Source organism: Lactobacillus rizhaonensis (assembly GCF_036246345.1).
GTDB lineage: Bacteria > Bacillota > Bacilli > Lactobacillales > Lactobacillaceae > Lactobacillus > Lactobacillus rizhaonensis.
On the sequence record NZ_BTTV01000001.1, the window covers coordinates 301,651 to 319,430 of the forward strand.

The 17,780-nt window shown below is 36.3% G+C and carries 20 protein-coding genes; 1 reads left to right on the plus strand and 19 read right to left on the minus strand.

Annotated elements, in window-relative coordinates:
* Positions 1-85: 85 nt before the first annotated feature.
* The 13 genes from AAA915_RS01450 to AAA915_RS01510 all read right to left on the minus strand — a co-directional run bounded on the left by AAA915_RS01450 (position 86) and on the right by AAA915_RS01510 (position 12,373).
* On the minus strand, positions 86-391 hold the full coding sequence (locus AAA915_RS01450) for a YggT family protein (RefSeq protein ID WP_338199236.1): 306 nt from the start codon (positions 389-391) through the stop codon (positions 86-88).
* A complete protein-coding gene (locus AAA915_RS01455) occupies positions 391-831 on the minus strand; it encodes a cell division protein SepF (protein ID WP_338199238.1) in 441 nt (146 codons plus the stop codon). The genes AAA915_RS01450 and AAA915_RS01455 overlap by 1 nt, the downstream gene beginning before the upstream one ends.
* Positions 832-846: 15 nt before the next feature.
* Positions 847-2,184, minus strand: a complete 1,338-nt coding sequence (ftsZ, locus tag AAA915_RS01460; RefSeq protein WP_338199240.1) for a cell division protein FtsZ — start codon at positions 2,182-2,184, stop codon at positions 847-849.
* 14 nt (positions 2,185-2,198) lie between these two features.
* On the minus strand, positions 2,199-3,557 hold the full coding sequence (gene ftsA, locus AAA915_RS01465) for a cell division protein FtsA (protein WP_338199241.1): 1,359 nt from the start codon (positions 3,555-3,557) through the stop codon (positions 2,199-2,201).
* A gap of 61 nt (positions 3,558-3,618) precedes the next feature.
* Positions 3,619-4,476 carry a cell division protein FtsQ/DivIB gene (locus AAA915_RS01470; RefSeq protein ID WP_338199243.1) on the minus strand — a complete coding sequence of 286 codons (858 nt, stop codon included), beginning with the start codon at positions 4,474-4,476 and terminating at the stop codon, positions 3,619-3,621.
* Between the two features lie 16 nt (positions 4,477-4,492).
* A complete protein-coding gene (gene murG / locus AAA915_RS01475; protein WP_338199245.1) occupies positions 4,493-5,599 on the minus strand; it encodes an undecaprenyldiphospho-muramoylpentapeptide beta-N-acetylglucosaminyltransferase in 1,107 nt (368 codons plus the stop codon).
* A gap of 1 nt (position 5,600) precedes the next feature.
* Positions 5,601-6,980, minus strand: a complete 1,380-nt coding sequence (gene murD / locus AAA915_RS01480; protein ID WP_338199247.1) for a UDP-N-acetylmuramoyl-L-alanine--D-glutamate ligase — start codon at positions 6,978-6,980, stop codon at positions 5,601-5,603.
* 9 nt (positions 6,981-6,989) lie between these two features.
* Entirely contained in the window at positions 6,990-7,952 is a 963-nt protein-coding gene (gene mraY / locus AAA915_RS01485; protein WP_294603624.1) for a phospho-N-acetylmuramoyl-pentapeptide-transferase, read from the minus strand.
* A 6-nt stretch (positions 7,953-7,958) separates the two neighbouring features.
* On the minus strand, positions 7,959-10,112 hold the full coding sequence (locus AAA915_RS01490; protein WP_420915101.1) for a penicillin-binding transpeptidase domain-containing protein: 2,154 nt from the start codon (positions 10,110-10,112) through the stop codon (positions 7,959-7,961).
* Between the two features lie 11 nt (positions 10,113-10,123).
* Positions 10,124-10,486: a cell division protein FtsL gene (ftsL, locus tag AAA915_RS01495; protein ID WP_046324739.1), complete on the minus strand. Its 363-nt coding sequence runs from the start codon at positions 10,484-10,486 to the stop codon at positions 10,124-10,126.
* 12 nt (positions 10,487-10,498) lie between these two features.
* Positions 10,499-11,446, minus strand: a complete 948-nt coding sequence (gene rsmH, locus AAA915_RS01500; protein ID WP_338199253.1) for a 16S rRNA (cytosine(1402)-N(4))-methyltransferase RsmH — start codon at positions 11,444-11,446, stop codon at positions 10,499-10,501.
* Positions 11,447-11,448: 2 nt separating this feature from the next.
* A complete protein-coding gene (gene mraZ, locus AAA915_RS01505; protein ID WP_294603631.1) occupies positions 11,449-11,880 on the minus strand; it encodes a division/cell wall cluster transcriptional repressor MraZ in 432 nt (143 codons plus the stop codon).
* A 166-nt stretch (positions 11,881-12,046) separates the two neighbouring features.
* On the minus strand, positions 12,047-12,373 hold the full coding sequence (locus AAA915_RS01510) for a DUF3397 domain-containing protein (protein ID WP_338199256.1): 327 nt from the start codon (positions 12,371-12,373) through the stop codon (positions 12,047-12,049).
* Between the two features lie 101 nt (positions 12,374-12,474).
* Here AAA915_RS01510 and AAA915_RS01515 point away from each other — a divergent pair, with 101 nt between their 5' ends.
* On the plus strand, positions 12,475-12,615 hold the full coding sequence (locus tag AAA915_RS01515; protein WP_338199258.1) for a DUF4044 domain-containing protein: 141 nt from the start codon (positions 12,475-12,477) through the stop codon (positions 12,613-12,615).
* A gap of 29 nt (positions 12,616-12,644) precedes the next feature.
* Here AAA915_RS01515 and mreD read toward each other — a convergent pair whose 3' ends face one another.
* The 6 genes from mreD to AAA915_RS01545 form a co-directional block, all read right to left on the minus strand.
* Positions 12,645-13,178: a rod shape-determining protein MreD gene (mreD, locus tag AAA915_RS01520; protein ID WP_338199260.1), complete on the minus strand. Its 534-nt coding sequence runs from the start codon at positions 13,176-13,178 to the stop codon at positions 12,645-12,647.
* Complete coding sequence (mreC, locus tag AAA915_RS01525; RefSeq protein ID WP_338199262.1) at positions 13,178-14,029, minus strand: rod shape-determining protein MreC; 852 nt, start codon at positions 14,027-14,029, stop codon at positions 13,178-13,180. Before mreC ends, mreD begins: the two co-directional genes overlap by 1 nt.
* 50 nt (positions 14,030-14,079) lie before the next feature.
* Positions 14,080-15,084, minus strand: coding sequence for a rod shape-determining protein (locus tag AAA915_RS01530; protein WP_110446011.1), 1,005 nt, complete (start codon positions 15,082-15,084; stop codon positions 14,080-14,082).
* 97 nt (positions 15,085-15,181) lie between these two features.
* Complete coding sequence (locus tag AAA915_RS01535; protein ID WP_338199265.1) at positions 15,182-15,805, minus strand: JAB domain-containing protein; 624 nt, start codon at positions 15,803-15,805, stop codon at positions 15,182-15,184.
* 35 nt (positions 15,806-15,840) lie between these two features.
* Positions 15,841-16,521: an HAD family hydrolase gene (locus tag AAA915_RS01540; RefSeq protein ID WP_338199267.1), complete on the minus strand. Its 681-nt coding sequence runs from the start codon at positions 16,519-16,521 to the stop codon at positions 15,841-15,843.
* Positions 16,502-17,779: a bifunctional folylpolyglutamate synthase/dihydrofolate synthase gene (locus AAA915_RS01545; protein WP_338207469.1), complete on the minus strand. Its 1,278-nt coding sequence runs from the start codon at positions 17,777-17,779 to the stop codon at positions 16,502-16,504. The genes AAA915_RS01540 and AAA915_RS01545 overlap by 20 nt, the downstream gene beginning before the upstream one ends.
* Position 17,780 lies beyond the last annotated feature (1 nt).

The following is a 17,780-nucleotide window of genomic DNA, read 5'->3' on the forward strand; positions in this document are numbered from 1 at the left end:
ATAATTATGACAACTGATAAATAAAGAGCTGGCACCTCCCGTCAAGTTATAACGAAATTTACCAGCTCTTTATTAAGATTGGAAATTAAACAAATAAGTGAAATAAAATATTTGCAATCCAATTTAGAACATAATCTTGGACAAAATAAAGCAAAAGCAAACCGATTAAAAATGAAATATCTAATCCTGTAGCATTAGACAGTCTTGCAATTGGTCCTTTACGAAAAATGTTCAAATAAGGATCAATTACACGATTAATCACGCGACCCACGGCTGAATCACGTAGAGAAGGAACCCAACTTAAAATTGCATCAATTACCATGACTATACTATAAATCCATATTACATAGTCAATGATATTAATGCCGTAATATATGATATTTGCTGCCATTAACTTAAAGAATCTTTCTTATCAACTAGATCACTAATTTTGCCATTCGTGACAAACTTCGGGGGAGTCGCTAAAAAAATTTTATCACCGATACGTTGAATTTCACCGTTTAAAGCATACACTGTACCAGTAATAAAATCAACGATTCTTCTGGCTGATGCATCTTCCATTCTGCTGAAGTTAATTATTACCGCTTTATTATTCAATAAATTCTGTGCAACTTCTTTAGCATCTGAATAAACACGTGGCTCATAAAGCACAATTTTGCTTTTGGCAGCATTCATACCAGATTTAATGGAAACAACTTTGTCACGGTTAACAGTACCAGCAGGAAAATTGTCTTCATCATTTAACTGCTGCTCTTCTGCATAATCGTCATCTAACATTTCATCTTCATCATTTGCCACGCCGAAAAATTTGCCTATTTTACTAAAAGACATTTCTCTTGCCTCCTATTAGTTTTCACCACGATGCCTGAAAAATGGAATATCATCAGTATCGTCATCATCAAAAGCATTAGTCTCGATTTGTGAAATACTACTTTGATCATCGTCATCAAATGAACTTGATCTTTCTTCCTGATTTGCTGCAAAAGGTGTTGACCGACGGTTGCCCTCATCATCGTTATCCAAACCCCAAACACTTGTTGGATCAACCATTGGCTTATGTTTGGGTGCACTTTGAACTGCACCGGAATTTTCACTTACTGCCGTATTTTGCTCCATAGGTCTGTTAACTGAGTTAATTTTTCTTTCTGGAGAAGTATTAGCTTGACCTGGTTGAGATTTAATCTGGTGACTATGACCCGGGAGTTGCTTTGATGCTTCCTCCTCTGCTTGAGAGTTGATTCCTGTCGCAATAACAGTAACTACAACCTCATCTCCCAAATTAGGATTAATAGAAGTACCAAAAATTATGTTAACATCGTCACCTGCAGCTTTAGAAACGATTTCTGAGGCATCCTGTGCTTCAAACAAAGTTAAGTCAGGACCACCAGTTATATTTAGCAGTACCTGCTTAGCACCATCAATCGATACTTCAAGCAAAGGAGAAGAAATTGCCAGTTTTGTAGCTTCAACAGTACGATTTTCACCACTTGCACGGCCAATACCCATTAAAGCAGCGCCTTGATTAGCCATAACAGTTTTAACATCGGCAAAGTCCAGGTTGACATAGTCAGTTGAAGTAATTAAGTCTGAAATACCTTGAACACCTTGTTTTAAAACATTGTCAGCTTCTTTGAAGGCATCCATCATTGGTGTCTTTTTGTCAACCATTTCCAATAAACGATTATTGGCAATAATTACAAGAGTATCAACGTACTGCTTTAGCTGTGCAATACCCTCAGCGGCGTTTTTTGATCTTTTTGGTCCTTCAAAAGTAAAAGGACGAGTTACAACGCCAACAGTTAACGCACCCGTTTCGCGGGCAATCTTAGCTACAATTGGTGCAGCCCCAGTTCCAGTACCACCACCCATTCCAGCAGTAATGAAGATCATATCCGCGCCTTTTAAAGCATCTTCAATTGTCTGTTCACTTTCTTCTGCAGCCTTTTGACCAACTTCAGGATGAGAGCCAGCACCCAGTCCTCTTGTCAACTTAGGGCCTAACTGAATTTTATTCTCCGCTTTATTACTATTTAATGCTTGTACATCAGTGTTAGCAGCAACGAAGGAAACTCCCTGCACACCGTCATCAATCATTCGATTAACAGCATTACCACCAGCACCACCGACACCAATAACTTTGATGACAGCATTTTTATTGTCGTCTGAATCGAACGTGAAATCCATCTAATTAACCACCTTTAATCAAAGAACTTTTTGAAGAAGTTCTTAAAGCCTTTATCTTTATTTTGCGTATTATTTTTTGTTTTACTATGCGGGGATTGCTCTCGCTTTAGTAACTCATGTCTATTATATTCTTCTTTTCTTTTAGTTTCATTAACAGCAATTGTTCTTTTAGAAGTTTTTGGCTTTTCCTGAATAGACTGCTCGCCTAAACCGAGCGCGCCTTTGCCATAAATAGCACTGATTACCAAGAAATCAATATCGGACATTTTATATGCATAGTTAACTACTCCGTAAGCCGCCGAGTAAATTGGATTGCGCATCCCAATTTGATCAGGCTGATAAATTCGCGCCTTAACGTTCAAAGTATTAGCTATAATGTTGTCAAAACCTTGCAGCAGACTGCTTCCGCCAGTAATAATAATACCACCAGGTAACTTCAAAGCGTCATGTTTAACCAAACCTTTCTCAATTCTGTCAATAGTCTGGATAACCCTAGCGTTAATAATTTCACTTAAATATTTTTCGTCAACCATTTGCTGGCCATTTGAACCAACGCTGTTAACGGCAAATTTATTTTTAGCAGATGCAAGGCTGGGATCAGCATAACCATAATCAAGTTTTATTTGTTCTGCATCTTTGTTAGAAGTACTTAAAACAACCGAAATGTCATTACTAATATCACTGCCACCTTCAAAATCGATATTAGCATATTTGATTTGATTATTATGAATTACCGTAGCTGTGGTAACTCCTCCACCTAAATCGAGGATAATTGAACCAAAATGGCGTTCACTTTCATTTAAAGCCACGCTGGCAATAGCAAGTGGAGTTGGAATGAAAAAGTTATTGGAATAGCCAGCACGCTCAATAGCTTTTTTTATATTATGTAAAGGACTGGCAGGAGCCGTTAACATGATGCCTTGTACCGACAGAGAATGTGCAATCATTTTTCGAGGATCATCGACTTCGGTTTTACCATCAATCAGAAAGCGGCTTGGCAAAAATGAAATAGGTTCCCGTTCGTTTTTCACAGCAGATTTAATAGCAGCACGAACTACTCGCCTAACATCATGGTTACCTACTTCTTGACCATTATCGCTGACGTTAACTAAATCACTTGCAGTTTCAAGTTGAAGCATACCTACAGGTATACCTGTTACCACTCGATAAATATTTGCATTCGTTTTTTTGGCTATTTCTTTTAAAGCCCTATTAATCGCAGCGGCAGTTTCATCAATATCAACTATATTACCATGTCGCATTCCTTTATTAGGAACTGCAACGGCTCCAATAACTTTGCCGGAATCAGCTACAACCGCTTTCACACTTGTGGTACCAATATCTAAGCCCACTAATAAATTCGAATTGTCCAAAATTTTCCCCCCGTCAGTGCTACCTAAAAAAATTTTACCATAAAACTAGTTTAAAATCAGTTTATATTAAACCGTAAGCACGCTTTTCATTTGGTGTAAGCGGCCTGCTAAACGCCCCTACTTCCAAATCAATCAGCGTATTTTTTCCCACTTTAGTTTTTATTTTATTATAGTACTTTATTTTGCTTTTTAGGGTTGAAACGTTGCCAATAACTACATTACCGTTTTTCATTAGAAAAATCACTTGTGATTTTCTTCGGGTATTACCACTTAATAATTTAATTTGATCCTGAAAATCAGGCGGTAAACTATTGAATAAATGAAGAATTTTTCTGAGAGATACTTCATGATTGTAGCCTACAAAAACTGGTTTATCTGGATACACTTTTGACCAAGGAATAAACTGAGACCCCAATTTTCCCTGTGTAAGTATTTTACGATATCCTTTAGAAGTCTTAATGTAGCCTTTTGTGGGATATTCATCAATTTCAATTATTAAATGATTAAAATCTTTAACTTGAACTTTGATGTTTTTTATTTCTGAGTATTTTGCAGATAGTTTACGGGATATGCCATTTTTATTAAAAAGATAATCGACTACTTTATCACTAGCTTTAATATCTGTTGCTTTTACAACTTCTTTTACTGGTAAATCATTTTCCCCGTTAATTTGAATACTTTGAACATTTGCCAGTGGAGAAATATAATAGCCAAGCCCCAAAAGTGCTATTACTGAAACACCTATTATAAGTCCCAATCTCTTTAATAGTGCAGATTTACGTTCATTATGTAATTTAGAAAGAGAGGCAGAGATTTTTGTATTAGTTCTGAAATTTTTCTTTTTCTTACTTGATTGATGACTTAAGTATGGTGACAGCTTTTCTTTAGGGTCAATTCTAGTTACTCGTTTTTTTGTCAACTGCCTCACCTTCTTTTTATTTAGCTAAATCTTGCATTACTTTGATTACTTCATCAGAAGCATCAGAAACTCCTAGTTTTTTTGATGCCTTACTCATTTCCTTATAGTACTTACGATCCAACACGATATGATCGATTGAAGAAATAAAGTTATTAATATTGAGTTCACTTTCCGCAATCACTGTCGCTGCGCCGGCTTTTTCAAGATCAAGAGCATTTTTCATTTGGTGATTATTAGTAACATTTGGACTAGGGATCAAAATAGCTGGGACTCCTAAAGCAGTAAATTCAGCAATACTAGTGGCTCCTGAACGCGAAACTACACAAATCATTTTTGGCAAGAGTGCTGGCATATCCTTAACATAAGGTAAAATTTTAATACTTTTCCCATAATTAACATTAGTTAGTTTTTCTGCAATTTTTTGATAATAATAAGTTCCTGTTACCCAAATGACCTGATATGGCTTTGTTTCAAGACGAGTCAGTGATTTCAACATAATCCGGTTGATAGCCAAAGCACCACGAGAACCACCAAAAACCAATACAGTAGGTATTTGGGGATTAAGACCCCATTTACTTTGCAAATCAATCTTTGTTGATGACAGATTTAGTACTTGTTGAGAACGTGGATTTCCAGTTTTTACCAACTTTTTCTTTTCCGAAAATTGCTTGGCAGCATCATCAAACGTATAACAAATTTTGTTCACATAGTGTCCTAAGAACTTGTTAGCAACGCCAACTACTGAATTAGATTCATGAATCAAAGTCGGAATCTTCATTTTTGCTGCTTCATACACTACGGCACCACTGACATAGCCGCCAGTTCCCATCACGATATCAGGCTTAAAATCATTAATAATTTTTTGAGCTTTTTTCGTGGCCTTAAGAAACAAACTAATTGTAGCAAAATTACTCATTATATGTTTACGAGAAAAACCGCGCATCTCAATTGTTTTAAAATTTACTCCTGCTGCTGGAACTATTTTAGCTTCGAGGCCATTTTTTGTACCGACAAACAGTATTTCATCATTTGTCGCCAAATTGCGCTCTTTTAATCGTTCAATAATTGCCATAATAGGATAAATATGGCCACCAGTTCCTCCACCTGTAAATATTATTCTCATTTTATTTAGTCTTCAAATCCTTTATAAAATTAACAAAATAGTCTCCACGTTCTTCAAAGGTTCGAAATTGATCCCATGACGCACAAGCTGGTGAAAATAACAATACATCACCAGGATTTGTTAATTCATATGCTCTTGGTACTGCTTCCTGTAAAGTATTTTCAATGACAATGTTTTTAATGCCAGCTTTACGAGCTGCATCAGCCAGTAAATAACGGGTTTCACCATATAAAACCACGGCTTTAACATGTCTTTTTAAAAGTGGGACTAAGGAATCAAAAGTAAAACCGCGATCTAACCCACCAGCGATCCAAACTTCAGGATCTTCGAAAGATGGAATAGCAACTGAAGCCGCCTCTATATTTGTAGATTTGGAGTCATTATATATCTTGCGGCCTTCCAAGGTCATAACATATTGCAAGCGATGCTTTGCCCCGGTAAAAGTACTTAATACTGCCTGGATATCGTGGATATCTGCTCCCATAATTTGTGCAATTGCGCTGGCAACTAACGCATTCTGCTGGTTATGGATACCTGGTAATTTCATGTCGGCAGTCTTAATGATTTTTTCATGCTGATTCTGTAAATAGCCATCAGCAATAAAATAGTCGGCAGTTCGATCATTTTCGGAAAATGTTATTAGTTTTGCTTTAGTAACTTTCTTTTCTTCTTCAAAAATATTTTTTTGATCTAAGTTAGCTAAAAAATAATGATCTGAAGTTTGCGTTCTGGTAACGTTTAGTTTGGCATTAACATAATTAGCAAAAGTCTTGTGATAATCTAAATGGACATTGTGATAAATATCAATAATTGCAGCTACTTTAGGATCAATATCTGTTACGCCAAGCAGTTGAAAACTGGAAGTTTCGCAAACCAAAATATCATCCTTGGTAGCTTTTTTCACCACTTCAGAAATTGGAACACCAATATTACCAACTGCATATGCATGATGGCCATTCTTAGCCAGATGATGCTCCAGAATTTTCTGTGTTAACATTACCGTAGTAGTTTTACCATTTGAGCCCGTAACACAAATATACGGAGCTTCACTAACACTCAATGCAATTTCAGGTTCAGTAATAATTGGCAAATTTAATTTTCTTGCTTCTTGCACCATAGGGTTTTCATAAGGAATCCCCGGATTTTTTACTAAATAAGCAAAAGATTCTTGGTGTAATAATTCTACTGGATGCGTGCCCCCTATTATTCGCACGCCCAGTTTTTCCAATTCCTGTGCTTTTTGATTTTTACTTAAATCAGCCTTGTCGTTTAAAGTTAGCTTTGCACCAAGTTCAAGCAGTAATTTACTTACTGCAAAACCACTTTTGCCGAGGCCTAAAACTAAAATATTTTTACCTTGATAAGTCTTAACTTGCCTCATTGAACTATTTTATCCCCATATTACTAAATACAAGATACTTCCTAGTAAGCCAACAATCCAGAAAATAATGTCTACTTTCCATTCAGAGTAACCCAGCATTTCAAAATGATGATGTATTGGCGTCATCTTGAAAATCCGTTTACCAGTTGTTTGAAAAGAGATAACCTGCAATATCACGCTTGCTGTTTCACATACAAATACAATTCCCACTAACAAAAGTGACCAGGGCCTATTTAAAAAGATACTGACAGCAGCCAGTCCTCCTCCTAAAGCTAGAGACCCAGCATCACCCATAAAAATTTTAGCAGGCTTATGATTAAAAATAAAAAATGAAATTAAACCACCTATGACACTCATACAAAAAATTAAAACGGCAAAGTTTTTTTGCTTAAGTGCAATATAAGAGTAAGTGGCATAAGCAATAATTGACAAACCAGTTGCCAGACCATCTAAACCGTCTGACAGATTAACCGCATTGGAATAACCTACCAACCAGAAAATTACAAAAATCGTGAATAAAACAACACTGTCAATTACACCAAAAAACGGTATGAAAAGTTTAAATTGAAAATGGTCCGTTGCAGCTATAATAATAATCAAAACAGCAACTAAAATTTGTAAAGAAAATTTTTGCCATGCACGAAGACCCAAGTTTCGTTTATAAAACAATTTTATACTATCATCTAAGAAGCCTATAATACCGTAGCCTAGCAAACTGATTAATAAAATCCACATCATTTTTGTGACTTCGTGTTGCCATGCACAAACCCAAATTGTAGAAACTGTGGCTGCTAAAACAAAAACCACACCACCCATTGTAGGTGTACCAGACTTTTTTTCATGCCATTTAGGACCTTCATCACGAATTTCCTGTCCTTCATGATGTGACCTCATGAAAATAATCATCCAGGGTAAAATAATCCCAGTTAACGCCAACGAACTTACCAATGCAATAATGCTAATAATCAGCATAAAATGCTACTCCTTTAATTGTATTTTTATTTTTGTCCCAGATTTGACAGTTTCACCAGCAGTTACACTTTGCTTTGATACTACGCCTGTACCTTTAATGCTTAATTTAGCCCCGGTCAAATCTGCAAACTGCTGCAGCTCATCATTTGTCCAGCCTTTCATAGCAGGACATTTTATAATGCCGACAGTCCGCACGAGCATTAATTTACCAGACTGCTTTTTTTGACCTACCTGATAAGACTGCTTGGTTATTTTATCACCTGAACCAATTCTGACAAGTCTGAAACCAACCCGTTGAGCAATTGCTTCAGCTTCCTTATAACTTAATCCCGTTAGGTCCGGTATTTTAATCATAGTTGAACTGCTTAAACCATTTTTCGACATAAGAATTATTCTATTCATCACAGGTTTAAAAATTGAAGAAAGAATTACTTCAGCCGGTTTACTCATTCTTTGGGGTTGCTTTACAGTGATGTAAATGCAATAACGTGGATGCTTAGCTGGTGTAACACCAACTACAGAAAAGATGTAATTATTGTTCCCCTTAAGATAGCCACCACCTTTAAGATTGGCAATTTGAGCTGTTCCCGTTTTAACAGCAATACTTTGATTTTTCATCCGGTATGCAGCTCCGGTACCAATTCTTTTATTTAAAACTTGTCGCATGTTTCCAAGAACTATATTTGCTGTTTCTTTAGTATAAACTGGTCTGCCAACTTTTTTTATTTGGTAACCCGTTATTATGTGATCATCTGCATCGGTAATTTTTTCAACGAATTGGGGTTTTACCATTTGACCATTATTCGCCAAGCTGCTAAAAGCTTGCATCATTTGCATGACGTTCACATCAACGCCCTGACCAAAACTAGTGACAGCTTGATCAATGGGTGAATTAAACGCGATCAATCCTGGTTGTTCACCTGGAAGCGTTACGCCAGTTTTCTGACCAATGTGGAATTTTTTTAAATACTTTTTCCAAGTCTTAGCACCCATTTGTTGTTCAATATGAACAAATCCGGTATTGCTCGAACGTGGAAATGCTTGTGAAAAAGGTATGCTTCCCCAGCCATGCGGCTTCCAATCGTGAATTACTGAACCATTCACAGAAACTGATCCTGAATTATAATATTGATTTGGATGATAGTTTCCACTATTGACAGCAGATGACAATGTCAACACCTTAAAAACCGATCCGGGTTCATATGTATCTTGCACCAAAATATTGCGATAAGAATTTTTCAGACCCTTTTTGGTCTGCGGGTTGAAACTTGGTCTTTGTGAAGCAGCTAACACTTTTCCCGTCTTCATATCTTCAACTACGGCTGTCATAGAAATAGGATTAAAGGTATCCTGAACATAAGACAATCTGCTTTCAAGGCATTCCTGCAGCTGCGAGTCAATAGTTAAATATATATTATTACCATCTACTGGGGCTTTATAAGTATGGGTACTATTGGGAGTCTGGAAATTTGAGGCATCAACAGCTGAAACCTGATAGCCGTTTTTTCCAGTAAGAACGTCGTCATACCAAGCTTCCAGTCCCATGGTACCCTCTAAATTTTGTTGCCTTGTTTTTTTATCATAAACTGGTGTAGCCATACCAATTATGTGTGATGCAAAATTACCATTTGGGTATAACCGTGACTGAGTTTCAAAAAATTTAATTCCTGGCAAATTCATTTTTTCAATTCGGTCTTTTTGCTTTTTTGTCAAATTAGAACCTGCAGTACCAAATTGTACCTGAAAAACTGGCTGCGAAGGATTAAGATACTTTAAAATTTTATTTGCTTTAAGAGGTAAAACTTGTGCTAACTTTTCAGCAGTTTTACTTTTGTTAAGAACATATTCAGGCTTATTTTTATAATTAATGGAAGATTTATCTAGAATGGCATAAATTGTATACAAATGGGAGTCCTGTGCTACAGCTAACCCGTTACGATCATAAATATTTCCCCGATTGGCCTTTAACACTTGGTTACGCATATACAATTGCTCGGTCTTAGCAGTTAAATTTTGCCCATTAACGGTTTTTGAGATTCCAAGATATAAAAATCTGCCTATAAATACAAGAAAAACCAAAGCAACAGCTACCTCGAGAAATCTCCCGACTGTAAAACGGTATCCGTGGGCTTTGGAATTTAAGTTATTTTTTTTACTAATGTGTTTATTCATTAGCGTATGGTCCTAATATTTTTTTCATTCAAAGCCAACCCCTTGCTGCGAGCAATTTTATTCATTCTTGAGCTTGAGGTCAACTCACCTAATTCTTGATGCAAATCTCCAACTTGACTTTGCTCTTTTGCAACCGAGCGCTGCAAACTAGTAAGTTCATGTTGAGCTGAAGTAGCAGAAATACTAGAAGAAACGAGCATTGTCATTAAGCCAATTGTGATCATAGTTCCCAATATAAGCAAGGACTTTTCGAAGCCGGTCCAAGCAACGTTGTGATGATTGAGAACTTGACGTTGTCTCTTCTCTGGATCTCTTTGCTCATTAGGATTAAACTCTATTTTTCTTGCTAAATTATCAGCCATTGTTTTTCCTCTTTACAATTTTTCTGCAACCCGTAACTTGGCACTGTGTGAGCGATTGTTATTTTTAAGCTCTTCAGCCGAAGCAACAATGGGCTTACGATTTACTAATCGAAGCGTTGGCTTCAAGTCATCGGGAATAGCAGGCATTCCCCTAGGTACCTCAACGTCAGAGTATTTTTTAAAAATATTCTTTACAATTTTGTCTTCATCAGACTGAAAAGTAATTACACTAATGCGACCGCCCGGTTTGAGTAGTTTGATCGCTTCCTCAAGTGATGTACTTAAAGCATCAAGCTCGTGGTTTACAGCAACACGCAAAGCCTGAAAAGTCTTTTTTGCTGGATGCCCTCCAGTCCTTCTTGCAAACGCAGGAATTGCTTCCTTAATAATGTCAACCAGTTCAAAGGTTGTCGCAATTGGCTTTTTTTGTCTTTTGAGGACAATTTTATGAGCAATCTGGCGAGAATACTTTTCTCCACCAAATTTATACAAAATATTAGCCAATTCCTTTTGACTTGAATCATTAACTAATTGATACGCATCGAGGCTTTGATCCTGATCCATTCTCATATCCAATCTAGCATCGAAGCGGTAAGAAAAACCTCTTTTTGCCTGATCAAATTGTGGGGAGGAAACGCCCAAATCATAATAGATACCGTCAATGCCATTTTGATAACCCAGCTTAACCAAGTTAATTTTTAAATGACTAAAGTTGTCGTGTACTAATTGTAATTTAGGGTCAGCCTCAGATTTAAGTAAATCGGCAAAGTTTAACTTAGCCGAATTTATTGCATATTCATCCTGATCAAAACCAATCACGGTACCACTAGCAAGTTTGCTCAGTAAATATTTTGTATGACCGCCGCCGCCAAAAGTTGCGTCTACATAAAGACCACCGTCTTTGGGTTTTAAATTTTCGATTGTTTGGTGTAAGAGTACACTGGTGTGTTTGAATTCCATGTTTATAGTTCCAAATCATCTAAATTTTCTGCGATATCATCATAGTTCTCGTTGGCTTCATCACTAAAGCTTTCCCAACGCTCCTTTGACCAAATCTCAATTCGGTCAGAAACTCCTATAATGACACATTCTTTAACAAGGCAAGCGTGCTTCTTCAACGTTGTGGTCAGATTCACACGTCCTTGCTTATCAAATTCGCATTCCATTGCACCAGAGTAAAATAAACGCGTAAAACTACGTGCATTTCTCTTAGTCAAAGGAAGGTGGGCTAGCTTGGCTTCAATTTCTTGCCATGCTTCTGTGGTATAGCCAAAAATACAGCCTTCCATTCCACGAGTAAATATCATTTTTTCTCCAATCTGACTACGCAAACGAGCGGGTATAATTAAACGCCCTTTACTGTCGAGATTGTGATGATATTCACCCATGAACATAGCATTGCCCCCTTCCACTAATTAATTTACCACAATTCACCACTTCCTACCACTTTTTAGTTATAAAGTTTAACATTTCTTTTTTATTATCCGAAAAGTAAAAAACGCAAACCATTACAGGTTTGCGTTTAACTAAAAAAACAAATTTTTTACTCAAAAAGTTTGACTATATCATCATAAATAATAATCCTAAATACCAAAAAATAGTATTAACAGTTAAATAGTCCCATATTTTGCGGAAAGTTTTACTTATGGACAAGTTCTTATTTTTAATTGCCTCAGTTATAGCAATTATTATAACTAAAATGAAGAAGACAAAAAAACCATATGGTAAAAACTCAGGCCTTTTCTGATTTAGAGTAATCAGGTGACATGCATATATAAAAAAGAATGGTAACAAATCATATCCGCGAAATTGAGCCTTGGGAAACATCTTATTAATAAGAAAAGCTAAAGCAAGACCAACAATAGGTATCAAAAAAATTAAAAACATTGGCTATATCCTCTATTATCTAATCTCTATTTTATCTTACTCTCTAATTGAAAAAAACTTTTAAGTAGCATAAAATATTGTTCAAACAGGGAGGTCTATCAATGACGAGAAGACATAAGAAAAAGAGATCTAAATTTCAAAAGCTAACAATTGCCATGGCCTGGCTAATGGCAATAATAACTTTAGTTGCTGTAATAATGCAAGTTGTTGGTGCATTATCCAGCTTTGGCTTTTTTGAATAAAAAAGCGTGAGATCATTGTCTCACGTTTTTTATTGTTGATAATTATCTAAATTTACCATAAAGGGATAGTTAACAGCTAAATTCCACCATAATTTATAAGTAACGGAAGCGAAAATAAATGCCCAACATAAGGTTGGCAAAATACTTTTTACCAATTTCATTGAACTAATAATAGTCAGACCTGTTATATTCATAATAAGCCAAGTATAGCCCTCAATCAGAATTGAAGCGGTTAAAACCGCTAAGATTCGTGCCCAGAAAACTTCTGGCAAAAATCTGGCAGTTTTTTGCAACAGCCAGCAAATTATAGGTAAACTAATAGTATAAACACCAATAATACCAAAAAAATAAATATCGCTTACTATACCAGTACCAAAAGCTAACCAAATCTCTTTATGATTAGTGTCATCAAAAAGTGCTATTAACATCATGCTAACGGGTACCAATAAGTTTGTAGCATTACCAATTAAAAAAAACCGGTGAAAGAATAAAGACAAACTGCCACTGATAGCTAAAGCAATATATAAAGCTAAAACAAGACTAAATTTTCGCAGAGACTTCATTAGTCGTTCACTTTCCTTTTAATAACTGACACTACAGAGGGGTCATTTAATTCACCTGCTGGATTAATTTTAATTAAATCAGATAAACCAAATGTATCATGGGTTGTGGTAGAAATCGTTCCCACCAATAATCCTTTGGGTGAATTACCACCTAAACCGCTAGTGTAAATTTTTGCACCACGCTTTAGTTTTTCACTGTCGACCGCCTGAGTAAATGCTAGTGTCTTGTTACCTATTACCGTAATAATTCCATGAACTTTCTTTCCGTTTACGGCTTGTGCTTCAACCGCGAAACGATTAGCTGATTTATCACTTGTTGTTATTAATTCAACTTTTGCAGTAGCGGCATTGACCTCTATTAGGCGACCAATAATACCACCACCGGACATTACCGCCATATTTTTACGCAAGCCAGATGTAGTTCCCTTATTAATAACTAACAGGTCTGTCCAACTGTCCGGTGAACGAGAAATGACAGATGCTTGAATAATATTATAGTCAGTAAGCGTATTTTTTACTTTTAGTGCTGATTTTAGTTGCTGATTTTCAGCTTCCAAGCTAGAATTACGAGTTTTGGTTTGTTCCAAGTCAGTAACTTTGCTCTTTAGGTAATTATTTTCATCTTGAGTATTTAACAAATCGTGAACATTATTTAAACTGCCAGAAACAAAACTAAGTGGAAAATCAATTATTCTTGATCCCACTGCAACCACATCATTGCCAAAACTCTGGATAATCAGAGGAGTATCACGTCTATTACGTAAGCTGACACTGCCTCCTATAATAGTAAAAGCCAAAATAACTGCTATACATGCCGATAATAATTTTTTGTTTTGTAGAAATTTCTTCATTTGGAAACAGTCCCTAAAGAAAAGCCGGCGAAAACAGCCGACTTTTAGTATTATCTGCGATTTTTGCGCATTACTTCAATATTTTTCAGAGACTCACCTGTACCAACTGCAACACAATCTAGTGGATCTTGGGCTATAAATACTGGCACTTTAGTAGCTTCGGAAATAATCTCAGGTAAGTTTTTAAGTAAAGCTCCACCGCCCGTCAATACAATGCCGTGGTCAATGACGTCTGCTGCTATTTCAGGAGAGGTCTGTTCAAGTGTTTCCTTAATTGCAACGATAATGTCCTGAACAACATCTTGAATAGCATGAGCAACATCGACTGCTTTTACATCAACTGATTTTGGTAAACCAGTAACTAAATCACGACCACGAATATTGACCGCTTCAATATCTTCAGCCTTTTCAACTGAAGCAGAACCAATCTGAATTTTGATATCTTCAGCAGTTCTCTCACCAATTAGCAGATTAAAGTTAGAATGAACATAATTCACAATTGCCGTATTGAATTTATCTCCGGCTTGGCGAATTGAGGTAGAAGAAACTATTCCACCTAAAGAAATAGTGGCAACATCGGTAGTACCACCACCAATATCTACAACCATTGAGCCAGTGGGATCCATTACTGGCAATCCTGCCCCAATAGCAGCTGCAAAAGGTTCTTCTATTACGAAAGCTTCACGTGCTCCAGCTACACGAGCAGCATCAATCACTGCACGCTTTTCAACCTCAGTTACACCAGAAGGTACACAAATCATAGCTGAAGGTTTGGAATTGCCAACAGTCTTTTCGATAAAATACTTAAGCATTGAGGCAGTTGTATCGTAATCAGCAATTACACCATCTTTCATTGGCCTAATAGCCACTATACTTTCTGGTGTTCTGCCAATCATTTCTCTTGCTTCTGACCCTACAGCAATTACCTTGCCTGTATGGGTGTTTTTTGCCACCACAGAAGGCTCTCTTAAAACAATCCCTTTACCTTCCATATAAACAAGAGTATTGGCAGTTCCTAAGTCAATGCCAATATTTTTTGCTCCTAATCCAAACACGTAAATCTCTCCTTATTATTGCAGTCTCTAAATCTTGAATAATTATAGCATAAAGTGCAACTTAAAAAAGAAAATGGAACGTAACTTTAAGATGAATTTAAAATAATTGCCGTTCACAGAAACTAAAGTAATTTCCTTTGCCCACAATGAAATGATCAAGAAATTCAATCCGAAATAGTTTTGCTGCCTCATGAAGCATCTCAGTGAGTTCAATATCACTTTTTGAAGGTAACAAATTACCGCTTGGATGATTATGCACCACAAAAAAGCCGGCACAGGCATAAATAACTGCCCAACGGAAAATCTCCCGAGGATGCGCAATTGACTTATCCAAAGTACCTTGAAACAACTTCTTTTCAGCAATTATATGATTACTATTATCTATGTAGATAGCCCATAGTTCTTCTTGTTTATGTCCTGCAAATTTATCTAATAAATAAGTACCTACTTCATCGCTTGAAGTCATAATAAGTTCCCGGTCTGATACTGCTGAGCGCATTCTTTCGAGCAATCCTTCGCTCAAAAGTGCTAAGCTGTCACAGCATTGACCACCAGAAATATATTTAAGCAGATCATTGGCATTTCTTATTTTTAATTCTTCCAACTTAACAAGAAGTTCATCAAAGTTTTCAATCCCATGTTCTTTCAGTTCTCCAAAAAAACTGTTCAGCATTTCCCAGTCGGTTTTAATTAAATAGTGATGAGACCTTATTAATTCCATAAAATCATTCCTTTCACTATTTATATACGCCAAAACTAACTAACTTTTTGTAAAAATTCAAAGAAGTCTTGACAAACAAGAACCGCATTCTGATGATCTTCGACAGTAGCTGGAATTAAATCCGGCACCATTACACATTTTAAGCCGGCTTTAACAGCAGCTAGCAATCCAGGAGAAGAATCTTCGAACGCTAAAATATTATTTTTAGCAATATGTAATTTTTGAGCTGCCAAAAGATAAATATCTGGTGCAGGCTTAGGCTTGACCTTATTATTTTTTACATCGTCATAATTTAAGTGAAATTGAAAATAGTTACGCGTACCTGTGGCCCACAAATTATGCTCCACCACATTTTCCGAATTGCTAGTTACCACAGCCATAGGCAATCCGGCAGCCTGAAACTGATCAAGAGCTTTTTGTACTCCTGGTCTTAACTTTAATTTACCTTGTTCGGTCCACTGCCATACTAGTTCATCAGTACGTTTAATAAATTTGTCACGTTGTTCTTTATTCTTAAAGTATTGCAGGTAAAAACCATTCATATCAGTTGTTGTCGAGCCAACTAATTTGAGATAGATATCATCGGGCGTATTAAGATTTGCCTCCTTAGCAGCTTGAATATTGGCTTCCCAGTACAAATTCTCGGAATTAACCAGCAAGCCATCCATATCAAACAAAATGCCTGTGATATTTTCCTCAATGCCTTGAACGCGCATTTTTTATCTCCATTTGTAAAATATCTCCAACTAAGTAAAATGATCCTGTTACTAGCAGTATATCATTTGTTTGACTCTTCTGCTTTAAATCTTGATAAGAAGTTCGCCAGTCAGCGTGATACTGATACCTTTTTTGAATCCAAAGCGGATAGTCTTCTTTTTTAGCAGCACGCGGATAATCAATTGTAGTTAAGTGAACTTCATCTGCCGCTTTAAACAGTTTAAAAACCTGCTCAATATCCTTGTCTTTCATCATCATAATCAATACTCTAATTTTGCCTTGCTTTTTCTCCTGCTTAAAATGAGCAAAATTTAACAGGTTTTGCATTGCCTGAATATTGTGTGCACCATCAAGGACAATTAAAGGATTATTTTGCAAGATTTGATAACGTCCAGGTACAGTTGTTTGGTTTATTGCATCTTCTATCTCTGAAGCAGAAAGTGAAAGATTTAATAAGTTAAAGGCTTGAACAGCAATAGCAATATCATAGCCCTCAACTAGTGGCCTGGGTAAAAAAGAAAGGTTTTGGAATTGATCTTGATACTCCAAATTTTCTTGAAGTAAAATACTAAAGTCAGAACCAAGTTTTTTAACCAGAGCATTTTCTTTTTGAGCCTTTTGCTGAATAATAGGTAATACTTCTTTTGGAATATTACCTAAAACAACTGGCCGATTTTCCTTTATTATTCCACTTTTTTCACGGGCAATATCTGCTAGAGTTGGTCCAATAACTTGCTCATGATCTAGTCCAACTGTAGTAATCACGCTGACTTCCGGTGTAATGACATTAGTTTTGTCATGCTCACCACCTATGCCAACTTCTATCACAGCATAGTCACATTTTTCCTGGGCAAAATAAAGAAAGGCCAATACTACTTCATATTCAAACGTCACTAATGAAAAAGTAGGTTTGGTTTTACGAATTCTTTTCAAAACCGACTCTATTTTATTAGCTACTCCAATCAAATTTTGGTTACTGATATTTTGACCATTCAGCTGAATCCGCTCGTTAAATTCAAAAACATAGGGCGAAACAAAAAGGCCAGTCCTTTGACCAGCCTTTTGTAACAAATTACTTAAATAGTAAGAAGTTGAACCTTTACCATTCGTGCCCGTAACATGGATTGTTTTTATCTGATCTTGCGGATTACCTAACATAGCCAAAATTGTCTTAATATATGTTAAATCTGCTTTTTCATGTAATTTAGGAAGTGAATATAAATATTTAATCACATCTTGAGCATTGGTAAAAGTCACG